Here is a 19,453-nt window from a genome sequence, read left to right as displayed (position 1 = left end):
CTGCGAGGGGGGCGACGGGCGATGCACGGCCTATGGACCAACGATCCGACGCGGCGGGGTCGCCGCCGACGACCCTGGCGCGCGGCCACGCACAGCCGCGGTCACGGCAGCCATCACCACCGCAGGCACCAGGGCCGCCGGAGGCACGGACATCCGGCGCACCGGGACCAGCGGGACCCCGGGGCACGGACCGGGTGGGCCCGGTGAGCTCCCCAGGAGCGCTGCTGACCCGTCGGACGGTGTTCGACGGCGGGACGGGCCTGTTCTCGCAACTCGTGCTGGCCCTGGTGTGCGCGGCCTACGCCGTCGGTTCCGCGCTCGGCTGGGGCTCCACGAGTCTGGCGCTGGTCATGGGCGACTTCGGGCTGAGCGCCGCCGCGGGCACCGCGGCGGTCTCCTGCTTCCTCTACGCCCGTGGCCGCCGCAGCCGCTTTCGGCCCGCGTGGCTGCTGTTCGCGCTCTCCTCGGTGATGGCCTCGCTCGGAAACCTGGTCTGGGGGTGGTACGAGGTCGTCCTCGACCGCCCCGTGCCCACCCCGAGCTACGCCGATCTGTTCTTCCTCTGCTTCGCGCCGCCCGCCATCGTGGGACTGCTGGTGCTCGCCAAGCGGCCCGTCACCAGGGCGGGCTGGGTGTGTCTCGCGCTGGACGCCTGGCTGATCGGCGGATCCCTGCTCACCCTGTCCTGGAGTCTGGCGCTCGCCCAGGCCGCGAAGTTCGACGGGCCGAGCGTCGCGCACACCGCGCTGTCGCTCGCGTACCCGCTGCTGGACATCGCGCTGGTCAGCATGGTGCTGGCGCTGCACTTCAGGCGCTCGTCGGTGAACAGGTCGGCGGTGAACACGGCGATCGGGGCGCTCGCCCTGACCGTGATGTGCGACGCGCTGTTCACCTCGCCCCTCCTGCACAACAGCTACCACTCGGGCCAGCTCCTCGACGCGGGCTGGTTCGCCGGCTCGCTGCTCCTCGCGTACGCCCCCTGGGTCGTCACCCGGCACGGGAACGAGGCGGAGGAGCACGGCACCGAGGAATACGCCGCCGAGGAGCACGCCGTCGAGGAGTACGGCAGCGGCGAGCACGGCATCGACGCGTACGGCCCGGACCCCCGCGGACCCGACGAGCAGGGATCGCAGGAGCACACGCGGGTGGCGCACGAGGTCATCCCGGGACAGCGCAGGGAAGGGCAGTACGGGCCCCCGGGAAGCCACACGTCGCCCGGACCCCAGGGGACCCGTCCGCCGTACGGACCGGGAGCCCCGCAGGAGGGGCCCGGATCCCGCGAGGGCCAGGGGCAGCACGAGGAGCCGGACCCCGCCCAGGGGCCGCAGCAGGGCGGATCCGCGCCCGCGGACTCCCAGGGGCACGGACCCGGCCGCTCTCCGGCGGCGCGTCCGATCACGGGATCGCTGGCCGCGCTGACGCCCTATCTGGCCGCCGCCGTCTGCACGTTGGGGATCCTCTACAACATCCTGAACGGACGCCGGGTGGACCGCGTGGTGCTCGTCACCGCCGGCCTCGTCGTGCTCGCCCTCGTGGTGCGCCAGGGCATCATGCTGCTCGACAACATCACCCTCACCCAGGAACTGGCCCAGAAGGAGAACCACTTCCGCTCCCTGGTGCAGGGTTCGAGCGACGTCATCATGATCGCCGCGCCGAACGGCATCCTGAGGTACGTCAGCCCGGCCGCCGCCGGGGTCTACGGCCGTGACGCCGAGGAACTCGTCGGCTCCGAACTCGCCTCGCTCATCCACCCCGAGGACCTCGGCTGCGTGGTCCACGAGGTGCGGCGCTTCCTCGCGGCCAGCCACACCGAGGAACCCACCACCCGGATCGAGTGCAGGTTCCGGTCCGGCGACGGCGGCTGGCTCAACGTGGAGTCCACCGTCAACCGGCACCACGGCGGCCTCATCTTCAACAGCCGTGACGTCACCGAACGCGTGCGGCTCCAGGCGCAGTTGCAGCACAACGCCGAGCACGACCCGCTCACCGACCTGCCCAACCGCGCGCTGTTCACCCGGCGCGTCCAGCAGGCCCTGTCCGGGCGCCGCTCCACCGACCGCGGCACCGCCGTCCTCTTCATCGACCTCGACGGCTTCAAGGCCGTCAACGACACCATCGGGCACCAGGCCGGTGACGAGCTGCTCGTCCAGGCCGCCCGCAGACTCCAGGACTCGGTCCGGCACGGCGACACCGCCGCACGGCTCGGCGGTGACGAGTTCGCGGCCCTCATCGTCGGTGACGGAGGCCGCGACCGTACCGCCCGTGAGCAGCAGGTACGGGAACTCGCCGACCGTCTGCGGATCAGGCTCTCCCAGCCCTACTGTATCGACGGCAACGATGTCCGGGTCGCCGCGTCCATCGGCGTCGGCTTCGCCGAACCGGGACTGGGAGCCGGTGAGCTGCTGCGCAACGCCGACCTCGCCATGTACCGCGCGAAGGCCGCCGGAAAGGGCCGCGTCGAGCTGTACGCGCCCCAGATGCAGCAGGACGTGGTCCGCAGGGCGGAGCTGGCGACCCGGCTGCGCTCCGCGCTCCAGGACGGCGAGTTCGCCCTGCTGCACCAGCCCGTGGTGTCGCTGGAGAACGGCCGGATCGCGTCGGTCACCGCGCAGGCGCGCTGGCGTTCCTCCCAAGGGGTGCTGTTCACGCCCGCCGAGTTCCTGCGGGTCGCCGAGGACGGCGAGAAGACCGCCGAACTCGGCCGCTGGATGCTCGACGAGGCCGTCGGGCAGGCCGCCGAGCGCACCGCCGCGGGGGTCGCCGTGCCGGTCTCGGTCCGGATGACCGCCCGGCGTCTGGTGGACCGCTCGATGCCGCTGGGTTCCGTGGAGTCCCTGCTGACCCGGCACGGGCTCGCCTCCGGTGGCCTGATCATCGAGTTGTCCGACACCGATCCGAGGGTCCCCCTGGACGAGCTGGAGCGCCGGCTGAACGCGCTCAGACGTCTCGGTGTGCGGATCGCCCTGGACGGCTTCGGCAGCGGCTACGCGGCGATCACGGCGCTGAGACGGCTCCCCGTGGACGTCCTGCGTCTCGACAGGAGTCTGGTCGAGGGAGTCGTCGAGTCGGCCCGGCTGCACAAGATCACCAGCGGGCTGCTGCGGATCGCCGCCGATCTGGGGCTGCAGTCCGTGGCCGACGGGGTGGATCTCCCGGAGCAGGTCGTCGCGCTGCGCGCGATGGGCTGCACCCACGGGCAGGGCATGGCCTTCTCCGGACCGCTGGACGAGTACCGGCTGCGCAGAGCGCTTTCTTCCGGCCACTATCCGGTGCCGAGCGGACCCGCCGAGCCGGTGTTCGCGGGCGGCGGGGGCGCCGGGGTGTATACGAGTGGAGTGCCCGTCGTCCTCGGGGGCGGAACGGCCCTCCGCTCACATAATGAGACTCCCGTCCCACCTACTTGACAGTCGGTGCGTGCCGGGGGGAGGGTCAATGCCATGCGCACCCGAATTCTCGTACTTGGAAAGCGCGTCGGCTGAAGCTAGGTGGTCACCGGAAAGTTCCGGAACACCCAGCGACCGCACCCGGCGCGCTCCCCTCGCTTGCCTCACGGCACGAGGGGTTTTTTGTTGCACAGGCATCAGTCGTACACCGCACAAAAGTCGCAAAAACCCTCAGCATCGAGAAGAGAATGCCGATGACCGAGCAGGCCACCGGGGCCCACCATCCGCAGCCGCGGCCCCGTTCCGGAGGACAGCAGTCCGCCCCCGAGCACGTCACGGGTGCGCAGTCCCTCATCCGCTCGCTCGAGGAGGTCGGGGCCGAGACCGTATTCGGTATCCCCGGCGGTGCGATCCTTCCGGCCTACGACCCGCTGATGGACTCCCGCCGGGTGCGGCACGTGCTCGTGCGCCACGAGCAGGGCGCCGGCCACGCGGCCACCGGATACGCGCAGGCCACCGGCAAGGTCGGTGTCTGCATGGCGACCAGCGGCCCCGGCGCGACCAACCTGGTCACCCCGATCGCCGACGCGCACATGGACTCGGTCCCGCTCGTGGCGATCACCGGGCAGGTCGCGTCCAAGGCGATCGGCACGGACGCCTTCCAGGAGGCGGACATCGTCGGCATCACCATGCCGATCACCAAGCACAACTTCCTGGTCACCAAGGCCGAGGACATCCCGCGGACGATCGCGGAGGCCTTCCACATCGCCTCCACCGGCCGGCCCGGCCCGGTCCTCGTCGACATCGCCAAGGACGCCCTCCAGGCCCGGACCACCTTCCAGTGGCCGCCCACCCAGGACCTGCCCGGCTACCGTCCGGTGACCAAGCCGCACGCCAAGCAGATCCGCGAGGCCGCCAAGCTGCTCAGCCAGGCCAAGCGGCCCGTGCTGTACGTCGGCGGCGGCGTCCTCAAGGCGCACGCCACCACCGAGCTGAAGGTCCTCGCGGAACTCACCGGAGCGCCCGTCACCACCACCCTGATGGCGCTCGGCGCATTCCCCGACAGCCACCCGCTGCACGTGGGAATGCCGGGCATGCACGGTTCGGTCACCGCCGTCACCGCGCTGCAGAAGGCCGACCTGATCGTCGCCCTCGGAGCCCGATTCGACGACCGCGTCACCGGCAAGCTGGACAGCTTCGCGCCGTTCGCCAAGATCGTCCACGCCGACATCGACCCGGCCGAGATCGGCAAGAACCGCGCCGCCGACGTGCCGATCGTCGGAGACGCCCGCGAGGTCATCGCCGACCTGGTCCAGGCGGTCCAGAAGGAGCACAGCGAGGGGAACACCGGCGACTACACCGCCTGGTGGAGCGACCTCAACCGCTGGCGCGAGACCTACCCGCTCGGCTACGAGCAGCCCGACAACGGCCAGCTCTCGCCGCAGCAGGTCATCGAGCGCATCGGACAGCTCGCCCCGGAGGGCACGATCTTCGCGGCCGGCGTCGGCCAGCACCAGATGTGGGCCGCGCACTACATCCAGTACGAGCAGCCCGCCACCTGGCTGAACTCCGGTGGCGCCGGAACGATGGGCTACGCGGTCCCGGCCGCGATGGGCGCCAAGGCGGGCCGGCCGGACCGCACGGTCTGGGCGGTCGACGGCGACGGCTGCTTCCAGATGACCAACCAGGAACTCACCACCTGCGCCCTGAACAACATCCCGATCAAGGTCGCCATCATCAACAACGGCGCCCTCGGGATGGTCCGCCAGTGGCAGACCCTCTTCTACAACCAGCGCTACTCCAACACCGTGCTGCACAGCGGCCCGGACGCGGACGGCAAGCAGCCGAGCGCCGGCACCCGCGTCCCCGACTTCGTGAAGCTGTCGGAGGCCATGGGCTGCTACGCCATCCGCTGCGAGTCCCCGGAGGACCTCGACAAGGTGATCGAGGAGGCGAACTCGATCAACGACCGTCCGGTCGTGGTCGACTTCATCGTCCACGAGGACGCGATGGTGTGGCCGATGGTCGCCGCCGGCACCTCCAACGACGAGGTCATGTTCGCCCGGGACGTCCGCCCCGACTTCGGCGACAACGAAGACGACTGAGAGAGAGCCGAGTCAGACCCATGAGCAAGCACACCCTCTCCGTCCTCGTCGAGAACAAGCCCGGTGTCCTCGCCCGGATCACCGCCCTGTTCTCCCGGCGCGGCTTCAACATCGACTCCCTCGCCGTCGGTGTCACCGAGCACCCCGAGATCTCCCGCATCACCATCGTGGTGAACGTGATCGAGGAACTCCCGCTCGAACAGGTCACCAAGCAGCTCAACAAACTCGTCAACGTCCTGAAGATCGTCGAGCTGGAACCCGGTTCGGCCGTTCAGCGGGAACTCGTTCTGGTGAAGGTGCGCGCCGACAACGAGACGCGCTCCCAGATCGTCGAGATCGTTCAGCTGTTCCGTGCCAAGACCGTCGACGTCTCCCCGGAGGCCGTCACCATCGAGGCCACGGGCGGCGCCGACAAGCTGGAGGCCATGCTCAAGATGCTGGAGCCGTTTGGCATCAAGGAGCTGGTCCAGTCCGGCACGATCGCGATCGGACGCGGGGCGCGTTCGATCACCGACCGGTCGCTGCGCGCACTGGACCGGTCGGCCTAAGTCAGGAAAACGCCGGTACACGGGCGGACGGCGCACACCGTCCGCCCGTATGCCGAGACCCGAGAACTTCACTTCCCCCGCCCGCCGTACGGTGGGACGCAACACCGGAAATACCGGAAAACAAGGAGAACCCCAGTGGCCGAGCTGTTCTACGACGACGACGCCGACCTGTCCATCATCCAGGGCCGCAAGGTCGCGGTCATCGGCTACGGCAGCCAGGGCCACGCCCACGCGCTGTCGCTGCGCGACTCGGGTGTCGACGTCCGCGTCGGTCTGCACGAGGGCTCCAAGTCCAAGGCGAAGGCCGAGGAGCAGGGCCTGCGCGTGGTGACGCCGTCGGAGGCCGCCGCCGAGGCCGACGTCATCATGATCCTGGTGCCGGACCCGATCCAGTCCCAGGTCTACGAGGAGTCCATCAAGGACAACCTCAACGACGGCGACGCGCTGTTCTTCGGCCACGGCCTGAACATCCGCTACGGCTTCATCAAGCCCCCGGCCGGCATCGACGTCTGCATGGTCGCCCCCAAGGGCCCGGGCCACCTCGTGCGCCGCCAGTACGAGGAGGGTCGCGGCGTCCCCTGCATCGCGGCCGTCGAGCAGGACGCGACCGGCAACGCCTTCGCGCTCACCCTCTCGTACGCCAAGGCCATCGGCGGCACCCGCGCCGGCGTCATCAAGACGACCTTCACCGAGGAGACCGAGACCGACCTGTTCGGTGAGCAGGCCGTCCTCTGCGGTGGCACCGCCGCCCTGGTCAAGGCCGGTTTCGAGACGCTGACCGAGGCCGGCTACCAGCCGGAGATCGCGTACTTCGAGTGCCTGCACGAGCTGAAGCTCATCGTCGACCTCATGTACGAGGGCGGCCTGGAGAAGATGCGCTGGTCCGTCTCCGAGACCGCCGAGTGGGGCGACTACATCACCGGCCCGCGCATCATCACGGACGCCACCAAGGCCGAGATGAAGAAGGTCCTCGCCGAGATCCAGGACGGCACGTTCGCCCGTAACTGGATGGACGAGTACCACTCGGGTCTGAAGAAGTACAACGAGTACAAGACCCAGGACGAGAACCACCTCCTGGAGACCACCGGCAAGGAGCTGCGCAAGCTCATGTCGTGGGTCAACGACGACGAGGCGTGAGCCGTACGACGGGGGGCCGGGGCGGCACGCTCCGGCCCCTTCGTCGAACCCCCGGTAACCCCGGTGGACACGGTGTTGGACATCCCGTCCAGCCACGGACGGGTGATCCTTCCGCGGAGGCGCAGGACGACCTCCGCGGCGCCACTACACTGCTGCACATCAACAACGCGTCAGGCCCACAGCGTCGTGCGTCTTCCACGCGGCTCGAGCGGCTCCCCAGAAGCGCAGGCACACCCCGGGGCCGCTGTAAACCCTCCACCGCCTGCGGCCGTCGGGACGGCCGTCCGCATTGGACTTGTGAGGACTCACGTGAGCTCGAAACCTGTCGTACTCATCGCTGAAGAGCTGTCGCCCGCGACTGTGGACGCCCTGGGCCCGGACTTCGAGATCCGGCATGTGAACGGCGCGGACCGCGCCGAGCTGCTGCCCGCCATCGCCGACGTCGACGCCATCCTGATCCGCTCGGCCACCAAGGTCGACGCCGAGGCCGTCGCCGCCGCCAAGAAGCTGAAGGTCGTCGCACGAGCCGGCGTCGGCCTGGACAACGTCGACGTCTCCGCCGCCACCAAGGCCGGCGTGATGGTCGTCAACGCCCCCACCTCCAACATCGTGACCGCGGCCGAGCTGGCCTGCGGTCTCCTTCTCGCCACCGCGCGGCACATCCCGCAGGCCAACACGGCGCTGAAGAACGGCGAGTGGAAGCGCAGCAAGTACACCGGTGTCGAGCTCGCCGAGAAGACCCTCGGTGTCGTCGGCCTCGGCCGCATCGGCGCGCTCGTCGCGCAGCGCATGTCCGCGTTCGGCATGAAGGTCGTCGCCTACGACCCCTACATCCAGCCCGCGCGCGCCGCGCAGATGGGCGTGAAGGTCCTCACCCTCGACGAGCTGCTCGAGGTCTCGGACTTCATCACCGTGCACCTGCCCAAGACCCCCGAGACCCTCGGCCTCATCGGTGACGAGGCGCTGCACAAGGTCAAGCCGACGGTACGCATCGTCAACGCCGCGCGCGGCGGGATCGTCGACGAGGAGGCGCTGTACGCGGCGCTCAAGGAGGGCCGCGTCGCCGGCGCCGGCCTCGACGTGTACGCGAAGGAGCCCTGCACGGACTCCCCGCTGTTCGAGCTCGACGAGGTCGTCTGCACCCCGCACCTCGGCGCCTCCACGGACGAGGCGCAGGAGAAGGCGGGTATCTCCGTCGCCCGCTCGGTGCGCCTCGCCCTCGCCGGTGAGCTCGTCCCCGACGCGGTCAACGTCCAGGGCGGCGTCATCGCCGAGGACGTCAAGCCCGGTCTGCCGCTCGCCGAGAAGCTCGGCCGCATCTTCACCGCCCTCGCGGGCGAGGTCGCGGCCCGCCTCGACGTCGAGGTGTACGGCGAGATCACCCAGCACGACGTCAAGGTGCTCGAACTCTCCGCGCTCAAGGGCGTGTTCGAGGACGTCGTCGACGAGACGGTGTCGTACGTCAACGCCCCGCTGTTCGCGCAGGAGCGCGGCGTCGAGGTCCGGCTGACCACGAGCTCGGAGTCCCCCGACCACCGCAACGTGGTCACCGTGCGCGGCACGCTCGGCGACGGCCAGGAGATCGCGGTCTCCGGCACGCTCGCCGGCCCGAAGCACCTCCAGAAGATCGTCGCCGTCGGCGAGTACGACGTGGACCTCGCGCTCGCCGACCACATGCTCGTCCTGCGCTACGAGGACCGTCCCGGTGTCGTCGGCACCGTCGGCCGCATCCTCGGCGAGTCCGGCATCAACATCGCCGGCATGCAGGTCGCCCGCGCGGCCGTCGGTGGCGAGGCCCTCGCGGTCCTCACCGTCGACGACACCGTGCCGCAGGGTGTCCTGACCGAGCTGTCCGAGGAGATCGGCGCGACGTCGGCGCGGTCGGTCAACCTCGTCTGAGGCGGATCCGCGACGGCTTGCCGTGCGCGAGCGAGGGCCGGGACACCCGCGGGTGTCCCGGCCCTCGTGCGTCGCGGGACGTCCGGGTCCGGGGCGGCCCGGTCACGCGGACGGTGTCGTCTCCGGCTCGATCAGGCCCTCGCGGTAGGCGATGGCCACGGCCTCGGTGCGGCTCGCGGCACCCAGCTTGGCGAGGATGTTGGAGACATGGACGCTTGCCGTCTTGCCGCTGATGAACAGCTCCTCGCCGATCTGGCGGTTGGTGCGCCCGTGGCCGAGCAGCCGCAGCACGTCGCTCTCCCGGGCGGTCAGCGCGGCGATGCGCTGCTCGGCGGCCGGTGACCCGGCGAGGCGGCCGCGCCGCAGAAGCGCCTCCAGGGCCTCGCGCAGCGGCACCGCGCCGAGTCGTACGGCGGTGTCGTGGGCCGCGCGGGCCTGTTCGCCGGCCTCCTCGCGGCGGCCCGCCGCGAGGAGGGCCTCGGCGAGCCGCCGTCTGCTCCTGGCCAGCTCGTACGGATCGCCGTAGCCGAAGGCCGCGACGGCCCGCTCCCAGGCCGCGACGTCCGGACCCGTGCGGGCGCGCAGCGACTCCGCCTCGGCACGGGCGAACCAGGCCAGGCCCTCGGGCCCCTGCTCGGCGCCCTTCCCGCCGCGGCCCGCCGCGGCTCCGGCCAGCTCCATCAGCTCGGCCGCGGTGTCCGCCCAGCGCTCGCCGCCGGCCACGTCACCGCAGTGGCGCGCCGCCTCCGCAGCGTCCGCGACCGCCGACAGCGCGAGCGCGGCGAGCCGCACCACGACCGGCGGCGGGCCGGTGCCGGAGACGTCGGTGAGGTCCTCGGCCGCGGTGCGCAGCCGCCGTACGGCCTCCTCGGCGTCGCCGCTCCGGGCCGCCGCGTCGGTCAGGACGATGCTCGCGACGAGCGTCGACATCCAGTCGAAGGGCCGGTCGAGCAGGGCGCGGGCTCCGGCGACGGCCGCCTCGTGCTCACCGCGGGCGAGGGCGACGTACAGGGCGGGGCCCGTCGCGAACCAGGCCGCCGCCGGCAGCAGTTCGGCGTCGTCGGCGGCCGCTCGCGCGCACGCGTCCCAGCGGCCCAGCGTGTAGAGCACCAGCGACTGGAGATAGAGCAGCTCCAGGGCGTACGGCGAGGGGAGGAGACCGGCGCGGCGGGCCCGGCCCACACCGTCGCCGAGCCAGGTCAGGCACTCCTCCAGGTCACCGGATTCGTAAGCCCCGATCGCCAGGTTGAACAGCGCCCGCATCTCCACCGGGAAGTTCCCGGCGCCGTGGGCCAGTTCACGAGCCCGACGCAGGCGTTCGCGGCCCTCCGGGGTGCGCCGGTTGTCCGCTTCCATGCCGACCAGGGAGATCGTCAGGTCGGCCTGGGCGTCGGCCAGCCGGAGCTGTTCGGCGGTGGCGAGCGCCTGCCGGGCGACCCGCTCGGCGTCCTCCTCCCGCCCCACCAGGCGGGCCGCCATGACATGGGTCGCCGCCGCCCACACCCAGGTGTACGAGGGCGGTTCGGCGGGGATCAGGGCGAGCGCCTCGCTGCTGTACGTGAACGCGTCCTTCAGGCTGTCGATCCGCATCAGGTTGCCCGCGAGGGTGTACCGGACCCGGGCGGCGAGCTCGGAGTCGGCGTCCGAGCCGGCCCTGGCGAGCGCGTCACGGGTGAGGTGGACCGCGCGATGCGTCTCCCCGGCGCTGGCGGCGGCGGCCGAGGCGCGCAGCGTGAGGGCGACCGTGCCGCCGTCAGGGCGGGCACCGGCGTCCACCGCGGGCCACAGTTCGAGCGCGGCCTCCAGGTGGCGCAGTTCCTCGGCGGGGGCGCCGACGCACTGGGCGTGATCGGCGGCTTCGAGGGAGGCGGTGAGCGCGTCGGCCAGGTCGTGGCTCTCGCGTGAGTGGTGGGCGCGCTCCGCCGCGTTCTTCGCCGAACGGGCCTCCCCCGCGAGAAGTCCGGCGAACTGGCGGTGCAGCCGGACCCGTTCACCGGGCAGCAGGTCCGCGTACACGGCCTCGCGGGTGAGTGCGTGCCGGAACGAGTACGTCGCGTCGTCCCCGGGGACCAGGAGCTGGTGGCCGACGGCCTCGCGCAGCGCCGACTCCAGTTCGTCCTCCGGGAGCTGTACGGCGCCACGCAGCAGTTCGTGCTCGACGCGCCGCCCCGCGACGGCCGCCGTCCGCAGCACCTGCTGGGCGGTGCCGGAGAGTTGCTCGATGCGGATGAGCAGGAGGTCGGCCAGTCCGCTGGGCATGGCGGGGGAGACGGGGGCGTCGTCGCCGGGCAGCGCGGCGAGCAGTTCCTCGGCGTAGAAGGCGTTGCCCTCGGCGCGCTCGACGATGCTTTTGACCGTGGTGTCGGAGACCGGGCCGGTGCGCAGCGCGCGCACGAGCCGGGCCACGTCGGCGTCGCCCATGGGCCGCAGCTCCAGCCGGTCGACGGCCGGCAGCCGGATCAGCTCGGCGAGCAGGGGGCGCAACGGGTGGCGGCGGTGCAGGTCGTCCGCGCGGTACGAGGCGAAGACCGCGAGACGCCGGGCGGGGCCGCCGGCCCCGGGCCGCTGGAGCACGCCCCGGCTGAGCAGGAAGCGGAGCAGGTCGCGGGAGGACTGGTCCGCCCAGTGGAGGTCCTCGAGGATCAGCAGGAGCGGGGTGATGTCGGCCAGGTCGGCGAGGAGACCCGTGATGGCCTCGAAGAGCCGGAGCCGGCCGCCGGCGTCGGGTGCGCCGCCGGGTCCCGGACCGGAGCCGGTCAGCCGGTCCACCGCCGGGTGGGCCGCGAACGCCGGAGCGAAGCGGTCGTCCTCGGCCGCGGCGCCCAGGATCTCCGTGAAGGGGAGGTAGGGCAGGCCCACGTCGCCGAGGTCCACACAGTGCCCGGTCAGGACGGTCGTCCCGGAGGCGGCCGCCCACGCCGCGGCCTCCGTCAGCGTGCGGGTCTTGCCGACGCCGGCGTCTCCGGCCACCAGGACCGCGCGCGGTTCGCCGCCCCTGGCGCGCTCCAGCACGCCGGTGAGCCGGGAGAGTTCGTCACCCCGGCCGATGAACGGCGTACCGAATGTCTGCGTCACACGCCCATCCTGGCACGCCCCGCCGACAACTCCCCGGCGTAGCCGCCCTGATCGCGGCACATGCCGGTGACCGGCCGGGGCGGGGTTCCGCCCGCGGCTTCCCGGTGCCGGGCGGGGTGTTGGGTTTCCGGGTGCGTGCCGGTGACTGGCAGGGAAGGGGGCCTTTCCTGCGCATGTGGGTGCCTGGCCGGGAGGGGGCTTTCCGGCGCATGCGAGTGCCGGGCGGGCCGGAGTTCTCCGGCCCGCCCGGCGGACGGGCGTTCAGGTCGCCGTTCGCCCGGTGGGCGGGCCTCAGGCGGGAGTCAGGCCGTTGTTCTGCTCCGGGGCCGCCGCCTGGAGCGGCTCGCCGGTCCCGGCGTCGACGGCGTCGCCACCCTCGCGCACCGCCACCTTGCGCAGGCTCGCCGTGGCGAGGGCGGCGGCGCCCAGCAACAGGACCGCGCCCGCCACGGCCGCCGCCTGCATGCCGTGGGTGAACGCCTCCCGTGCGGCGTCGGTCAGCGCTCGCCCGGCGTCGCCCGGCAGCTGTCCGGCCACGGCCAGCGCGCCGCCCAGCGTCTCGTGGGCCGCGGCCGGGACGCCGGCCGGGATGTCGTGGCGGTAGACCGCCGTGCCGATGGAGCCCAGGACGGCCATGCCGAGGGCGCCGCCGAACTCGGCGCCGGTCTCCAGCAGGGAGGCGGCGGCGCCCGTGTTGCCGAGGGGCACGGTGCCGAGGGCCAGGTCCATCATCTGCGACATCACGGTGACGATCCCGGAGGCGAGGACGCCCGCGCCGGCCAGCACGAGCCACAGGGAGTCGGTGCCGGCGAGGGCCAGCAGGCCGTAGCCGCAGGCGGCGACGACGAATCCGCCGGAGACGACGTGGGCGCGGTGGACGCCCTTCTGCACGAGCTGCGCGGCGACCGGCGCGGCCACACCCACCAGGACGGTGGGAAGCAGGGACCACAGGGCGGCCGCCATGGAACTCTTCCCGAGCACCGACTGGAGGTACTGGGTGGTGAAGAACGCCGAGCCCATCAGGCCGAAGGACGAGATCAGGTTGAGGGCGACCGCGGGTGCGAAGCCGCGGCCGCGGAACACGGCGGGGGAGATCAGCGGCGACTTCGCGGTGCGCTGGCGGTGGACGAACAGGGCGGCGAAGACCAGGCCGACGAGGACCGAGACGACGTACTCGGTCTTCCAGCCCTCGGACGGGATCTCCTTGACGCCGTAGATCACCGGCAGGACGGCGGCCATCGACAGCGGAACGCTCAGCAGGTCGAAGCGGCCGGGCTCAGGGTTCCTGGACTCGGGCAGCAGGAACGGGCCGAGGACCAGCAGCAGCGCCATCGCGGGCAGGTTGACCAGGAAGACCGAGCCCCACCAGAAGTACTGGACGAGGACTCCGCTCATCACCGAACCGAGGGCGATGCCGCCGGTCATGACGCCGGACCACAGGCCGATCGCCTTCGTGCGCTGTCCGGGGTCGGTGAACATCGTCCGGATGATCGCCATCGTCGACGGCATCAGGGTCGCGCCGCCCACGCCGAGGACCGCGCGGGCCGCGATCAGCATCTCGGCGCTGTTCGCGTAGGCGGCCAGCACCGAGGCGGTGCCGAACGCGGCGGCGCCGAACAGGAGCAGCTTGCGGCGCCCGACGCGGTCGCCGAGGGAGCCCATCGTCATCAGCAGACCGGCGAGCACGAACGCGTAGATGTCGAAGATCCACAGCTGCTGGGTGCCGCTCGGCTCCAGGTCCGCGCTGATCGAGGGGATCGCGAAGTAGAGGACGGAGACGTCCATCGAGACCAGGAGCAGCGGGAGCATCAGGACGCCGAGGGCGGTCCATTCACGGCGGCCGGCCAGGGCGCCGGGGGCGGGAGTCGTGCTCGTCGGGTTCGTCATGGCAGGGACTGTACGCACGTCTTAAACGCTTGTCTAGTACGGGCGTTTAAGACGTGCGTATCAAACGCTCGTCCTTGACGGTCGTATGGGACGGTTGTCTGAATCGGGGTAGGCTGGCCGGCATGGGACACCGTGAGGATCTGCTCGAAGGCGCCAAGCGCTGCCTGCTGGAGAAGGGCTTCGCGCGCACCACGGCGCGCGACATCGTCAAGGAGTCGGGGACGAACCTGGCGTCCATCGGCTACCACTACGGATCGAAGGACGCGCTCCTCGCGCAGGCCTACGTCGCGCTGGTGGAGGAGATGCCCTTCGACGGCGACGGGGTGACCGGGATCAACGGTGCGCCCGGCTCGCTGGAGCGGTTCCGCGAGGTGTGGTCGAACATCGTCGGCACCATGCGCGAGCCCGGCTCGCTGTGGCGGCTCAGCATGGAGGTCATGACCATCGAACTGCCCGAGGTGCGCGACCATCTGGCCCGCGCCCAGCGGGAGGGCGGGCGGGGCCTGGTCGCGATCCTCATGGGCGTGCCCGAGGAGGAGGTGACCGACGAGTCCGCGGACACGCTCGGCCGCTTCTACCTGACCCTGATGACGGGCCTCATCGCGCAGTGGACCTTCGACCCGAAGACCGCCCCGGACGGGGACGCCCTGACCGAGGGGCTGCGACGGGTGATCGAAGGGGTGCGCGAGGCGGGGTGAACGGGGCAGGGCCGTCGCCTGCCACGGGAGGACCGCCGCCACCCGGTGACGGCCCTCGTTCCCGGCCGGCCGCGACCGCTCCCCTCATTCCCGAGGGGTGGGGGCACGCAGGTCCCGGAGCGCCGGGATCAGCGCCGCCGGCATCAGGGCGCCCGTGACGGTGAACGCCACCGGGTACCCCACCGGTGCGGCCAGGGCGCCGAAGCCGAGGGCGCCGACGCCCATGCCGCCGTCGTAGGCGAGATTCCACAACGCGCTGACCGTGCCGTAGCCGGAACTGGAGCCGGGCACCCGCAGCGGGCGCCCCGGAGCCGAAACCCGTGCCGGAGCCGCCCCCCCCACTAGAGGCGGGCCCCCTTCAACGCCATGTGCAGCAGCAGCCGGTCCTCGCCGTCGTCCAGGTCGAGGCCGGTGAGCTGCTCCACGCGGGACAGGCGGTAGTAGAGAGTCTGGCGGTGGATGCCCAGCTCGGCCGCCGTGCGCCCGGCCTGGCCCGCACGGTCGAGGAACACCTCGGCCGTGCGCGCGAGTTCGCGGTGCGCGGTGCCCAACAGGGTGTTCACGGCGGGGTCGTGGGCCGCGTCCGGCGGCAGGGCGGTGAGGAGCCGGAAGGGACCGATCGCCCCCCACTCGGCGACCGGACCGAGCCGGGGCTCGGCCAGCGCCGCGCGCGCGGCCGCGGCGGCCTCGCGCCAGGCGGCCCCCAGCTCCCCGAGCCCCTCCCGGGCCCCGGCGACCCCGGCGGCCGCCGTCCCGCCCGGGGAGGCGGCTCCCGGACCGCCGCCGGGGACGGCGCCCTCGCCGCGGACGCCCGCGGCCTCCCGTACGAACCGGCCGGCCGCCGTCAGCGCCGGAGTCAGGACGTCGGGCGAACGCAGCCGGACCAGCAGGGCCAGGCTCTGGCCGGTGGTGCCCCACGGGATGGTGCACAGGGCGGTCGTACCCGGCACCGTACGGGCGGAAGGGGCGTCGTCCGGGTCGGCCGAGGGCCACGGGGCCACGCACACCACCGTGTGCAGGCCGTCGCCGCGCGGGCCGAGCGCCGTGCGCAGTTCGGCCACCGCCATGTCCCGCTGCCAGCCGCGCTCGGCGGTCAGGACGGCACGCAGCTCCCGGGTGAGATCCGCGCCGGCCTGGGCCTCGTCCGCGAGCAGCGCGCCGATGCGGGAGGCCACCTGCATGGCTCCCGCGAGCTGGGCGTCGGTGGGGCCCGGGTCGTCGTCGAGCAGCCAGACATAGCCGAGGACGACGCCCCGGTAACGTACCGGGAGACAGATCCGCCCCCGGTAGACCCCGGCCTCGGGGGTCGGCGGGATACGGACGGGCCCGGTCGCGCGGGTGATGCCGAAGCCCTCGAACCAGGTGCGGACCGCGGTGGTGGAACGCCGGGTGAGGATCGAGCGGGTGCGCACGGGGTCCAGGGCGGACGGGTCGAGGTCGCCCTCGCTGTCGTACGCGCCGAAGGCGATCAGCTCGAAATCGCGGTTCTCCAGTGTCGCCGGTACGCCGAGGAGGGCCGAGATCTCGTCGACCAGCTCTTGGTAGTCGCCTCTGTGTTCACCGCTCACCCCGGCATTCTCGCGCATTCCCGCGAACCCTTCATACATATGTCTGAGATCCGGGGCAGGGATGCGTGACAGCTGTCGATGGCCCAGGATCGGAGATATCCCTAGGTTTCACGGTGGTTCTCCGTGCCGTACCCGAATCGTCGGGACTCGGCCTCCTGCTGACTTCGTTGTGGAGGTGCCCCGTGCTGGGTCCCGTGATTCTCGCCGCCTCGCGCAGCGACAAGATGCGCCGTCTGATCTCGGCCGCCCCGGTGACCAAGCCGGTCGTCGACCGCTTCATCCCCGGTGAGACCGTCGACCAGGTCGTCCCGATCATCAAGGACCTCACGGGCAAGGGCCTGGAAGTCACGATGGACGTCGTCGGCGAGGACATCACGACCCCCGAGCAGTCGTACGCCGCCCGTGACGCGTACCTGGAGCTCATCGAGCGGCTGAAGCAGCTGGGCCTCGGCACCAAGGCCGAGATGTCGATCAAGCTGTCGATGTTCGGACAGGCCCTGGAGGGCGGCCACGAGCTGGCCCTGGCCAACGTCCGTCCGGTCGTCGAGGCCGCCGCCGCCATCGGCACCACCGTCACGCTGGACGCCGAGGACCACACCACCCTCGACTCGATGTTCGCGATCCACGAGGAGCTGCGGAAGGACTTCCCGCAGACCGGCTGTGTGATCCAGGCCTACCTCTTCCGCACCGAGGCCGACGCCCGCCGCCTCGCCGAGAGCGGCAGCCGCGTCCGTCTGGTGAAGGGCGCCTACAAGGAGCCCGCCGAGGTCGCGTACCAGCAGAAGTCCGAGACCGACAAGGCGTACGTCCGCATCCTGAAGATCCTGATGGAGGGCGAGGGGTACCCGATGATCGGGTCCCACGACCCCCGTCTCATCTCGATCGCCCAGGAGCTGGCGCGGACGGCCGGGCGCAAACTGGACGAGTACGAGTTCCAGATGCTCTACGGCATCCGCAGCGACGAACACCTGCGGCTCGCCGCCGAGGGCCACCGCATGCGCGTCTACACCGCGTACGGCACCGACTGGTACGGCTACTTCATGCGGCGCCTGGCGGAGAAGCCGGCCAACCTGCTCTTCTTCGCTCGTTCCATCCTCACCAAGGGCTGAGACCGAACCACCCGCTCGACTCAAGGAGTTACGGAAAAAATGGACGCTGTGACCCAGGTCCCCACCCCCGTCAACGAGCCGGTGCACGGCTACGCCCCCGGCTCGCCCGAGCGCGCCCGCCTGGAGGCCAGGCTCAAGGAGCTGGCCGAGAACCCGATCGACCTGCCGATGACCATCGGCGGCGAGCGGCGCATGGGCGGCGGCGACCGCTTCGACGTCGTGCAGCCGCACAACCACAAGGCGCGCATCGGCACCTACGCCAACGCCACGCAAGCGGACGCCCAGGACGCCGTCGACGCGGCCCTCGCCGCCGCTCCCGCCTGGCGCGCGATGGCCTTCGACGACCGCGCCGCGATCATCCTGCGCGCCGCCGAACTGCTGGCCGGTCCCTGGCGCGAGACGCTGGCCGCCTCCACCATGCTCGGCCAGTCGAAGACCGCCCAGCAGGCCGAGATCGACACCCCCTGCGAGCTCGTCGACTTCTGGCGCTTCAACGTCCACTACGCCCGCCAGATCCTCGCCGAGCAGCCGCCGGCGAACTCCCCGGGCGTGTGGAACCGCATGGACCACCGTCCGCTGGAGGGCTTCGTCTACGCGATCACGCCCTTCAACTTCACGGCGATCGCGGGCAACCTGCCCACCGCTCCGGCGCTCATGGGCAACGTCGTCGTGTGGAAGCCGTCCCCGACGCAGACCCACGCCGCCGTGCTGCTGATGCAGCTCCTGGAGGAGGCGGGTCTGCCCAAGGGCGTCATCAACCTCGTCACCGGTGACGGCATCGAGGTCTCCAAGGTCGCCCTGGAGCACCGCGACCTCGCCGGCATCCACTTCACCGGCTCGACCAAGACCTTCCAGTACCTGTGGAAGACGGTCGGCAACAACATCGAGAAGTACCGCTCCTACCCGCGTCTGGTCGGCGAGACCGGCGGCAAGGACTTCGTGGTCGCCCACCCGTCGGCGGACCGCGCGATCCTCAAGACCGCCCTGACCCGCGGTTCCTTCGAGTACCAGGGCCAGAAGTGCTCGGCGAGCTCCCGCGCCTACGTCCCGGCCTCCATCTGGAACTCCGGTTTCAAGGAGGAGTTCGCGGCCGAGGTCGACCACCTGACCATGGGTGACGTCACCGACCTGTCGAACTTCATCGGCGCGGTCATCGACGAGCGGTCCTTCGCCAAGAACAAGGCCGCCATCGACCGTGCGAAGGCCGACCCGACCTGCACGATCGTCGCGGGCGGCACGTACGACGACTCCGTCGGCTACTTCGTGCGCCCGACCGTCGTCGAGTGCTCGGACCCGGAGAACGAGGTCTTCACGACCGAGTACTTCGGCCCCTTCCTCGCCGTGCACGTCTACGAGGACGACAAGTACGACGAGATGCTGACCCAGATGGAGTCGGCGTCCGACTACGCGCTCACCGGCGCGGTCATCTCCGGCGACCGCGCGGCGGCCGCGTACACGATGGACAAGCTCCGCTACGCGGCGGGCAACTTCTACATCAACGACAAGTCGACCGGCGCCGTCGTCGGCCAGCAGCCCTTCGGCGGCGGCCGTGCCTCCGGCACCAACGACAAGGCGGGCGCCCCGCAGAACCTGATGCGCTGGACGCTGACCCGCGCCATCAAGGAGACGCTGGTTCCGCCGACCGACTACGGCTACCCGCACATGGGCTGACAGCCGAACGCGGCCGCCGGCCCCCGGGCCGGCCGCCCGTCACCCACTCCGCCCCCGCCCCACGGTCTCCCCCGTCCGTGGAGCGGGGGCGGTTCCAGTTTCCGGCCCCGCGGAGCTATCCGGGCAACTCCGTCCGCTCCCACCACTCGTACACGGGCAGCCTGCCCTCCGGCGAGTCCGCGTGACGCGGGGTCGGCCTGAAGTGTTCGTATCCACCGCGCAACTCGATCTTCACGTCCGATCCGGGGTCCGGGGCCGGGACGATCCGTTCGGGCAGATCGTCCGGGCCGCCCTCAAGCAGTGCTCTGGTCGTGTCGCTCATGCCGTCACCGTTTCCCGTTGCCGGAGCCCGATGTGGCATGCCTCGCCGAGG

Annotated in this window: 13 protein-coding genes; 8 read left to right on the top strand and 5 right to left on the bottom strand. The window is 71.5% G+C overall.

Annotation, left to right across the window (positions count from 1 at the left end):
• Positions 1–203: 203 nt before the first annotated feature.
• From OG780_RS13165 to serA, 5 genes are all read left to right on the top strand, one after another.
• Entirely contained in the window at positions 204–3,404 is a 3,201-nt protein-coding gene (locus OG780_RS13165) for an EAL domain-containing protein (RefSeq protein WP_328447821.1), read from the top strand.
• A 227-nt stretch (positions 3,405–3,631) separates the two neighbouring features.
• Complete coding sequence (locus OG780_RS13160; RefSeq protein ID WP_328447819.1) at positions 3,632–5,488, top strand: acetolactate synthase large subunit; 1,857 nt, start codon at positions 3,632–3,634, stop codon at positions 5,486–5,488.
• Positions 5,489–5,508: 20 nt separating this feature from the next.
• Positions 5,509–6,036 (top strand): acetolactate synthase small subunit, encoded by a 528-nt coding sequence (ilvN, locus tag OG780_RS13155; RefSeq protein ID WP_037622651.1) that lies wholly within the window; start codon positions 5,509–5,511, stop codon positions 6,034–6,036.
• 135 nt (positions 6,037–6,171) lie between these two features.
• Positions 6,172–7,173, top strand: coding sequence for a ketol-acid reductoisomerase (ilvC, locus tag OG780_RS13150; protein ID WP_326785360.1), 1,002 nt, complete (start codon positions 6,172–6,174; stop codon positions 7,171–7,173).
• A gap of 309 nt (positions 7,174–7,482) precedes the next feature.
• Positions 7,483–9,072: a phosphoglycerate dehydrogenase gene (gene serA / locus OG780_RS13145; RefSeq protein WP_328447815.1), complete on the top strand. Its 1,590-nt coding sequence runs from the start codon at positions 7,483–7,485 to the stop codon at positions 9,070–9,072.
• Between the two features lie 102 nt (positions 9,073–9,174).
• Here the strand turns inward: serA and OG780_RS13140 are convergent, their stop codons facing one another.
• Together OG780_RS13140 and OG780_RS13135 are read right to left on the bottom strand one after the other, a co-directional pair.
• Positions 9,175–12,147, bottom strand: coding sequence for an ATP-binding protein (locus OG780_RS13140; protein WP_328447813.1), 2,973 nt, complete (start codon positions 12,145–12,147; stop codon positions 9,175–9,177).
• A 291-nt stretch (positions 12,148–12,438) separates the two neighbouring features.
• On the bottom strand, positions 12,439–14,034 hold the full coding sequence (locus OG780_RS13135) for an MFS transporter (protein WP_328447811.1): 1,596 nt from the start codon (positions 14,032–14,034) through the stop codon (positions 12,439–12,441).
• A 122-nt stretch (positions 14,035–14,156) separates the two neighbouring features.
• On the opposite strand from OG780_RS13135, the gene OG780_RS13130 reads away from it, so the two are divergent.
• Entirely contained in the window at positions 14,157–14,732 is a 576-nt protein-coding gene (locus tag OG780_RS13130; protein WP_326785356.1) for a TetR/AcrR family transcriptional regulator, read from the top strand.
• Between the two features lie 84 nt (positions 14,733–14,816).
• On the opposite strand, the gene OG780_RS13125 is transcribed toward OG780_RS13130, so the two are convergent.
• Complete coding sequence (locus OG780_RS13125; protein WP_328447807.1) at positions 14,817–15,023, bottom strand: hypothetical protein; 207 nt, start codon at positions 15,021–15,023, stop codon at positions 14,817–14,819.
• 50 nt (positions 15,024–15,073) lie between these two features.
• Positions 15,074–16,318 carry a PucR family transcriptional regulator gene (locus tag OG780_RS13120; protein ID WP_328447805.1) on the bottom strand — a complete coding sequence of 415 codons (1,245 nt, stop codon included), beginning with the start codon at positions 16,316–16,318 and terminating at the stop codon, positions 15,074–15,076.
• Between the two features lie 164 nt (positions 16,319–16,482).
• Here OG780_RS13120 and OG780_RS13115 point away from each other — a divergent pair, with 164 nt between their 5' ends.
• A complete protein-coding gene (locus OG780_RS13115) occupies positions 16,483–17,409 on the top strand; it encodes a proline dehydrogenase family protein (RefSeq protein ID WP_328447803.1) in 927 nt (308 codons plus the stop codon).
• Positions 17,410–17,448: 39 nt separating this feature from the next.
• Positions 17,449–19,080: an L-glutamate gamma-semialdehyde dehydrogenase gene (gene pruA / locus OG780_RS13110; protein WP_328447801.1), complete on the top strand. Its 1,632-nt coding sequence runs from the start codon at positions 17,449–17,451 to the stop codon at positions 19,078–19,080.
• 115 nt (positions 19,081–19,195) lie between these two features.
• On the opposite strand, the gene OG780_RS13105 is transcribed toward pruA, so the two are convergent.
• The gene (locus OG780_RS13105) at positions 19,196–19,402 is read right to left on the bottom strand and encodes a DUF5988 family protein (protein WP_328447798.1); all 207 of its coding nucleotides are present in this window, start codon (positions 19,400–19,402) and stop codon (positions 19,196–19,198) included.
• Positions 19,403–19,453 lie beyond the last annotated feature (51 nt).

This window comes from Streptomyces sp. NBC_00386 (assembly GCF_036063235.1).
In the GTDB taxonomy this organism is placed as follows: domain Bacteria; phylum Actinomycetota; class Actinomycetes; order Streptomycetales; family Streptomycetaceae; genus Streptomyces.
Note: the sequence above shows the minus strand (reverse complement) of the source record. Positions and strands in the feature narration are given on the sequence as shown.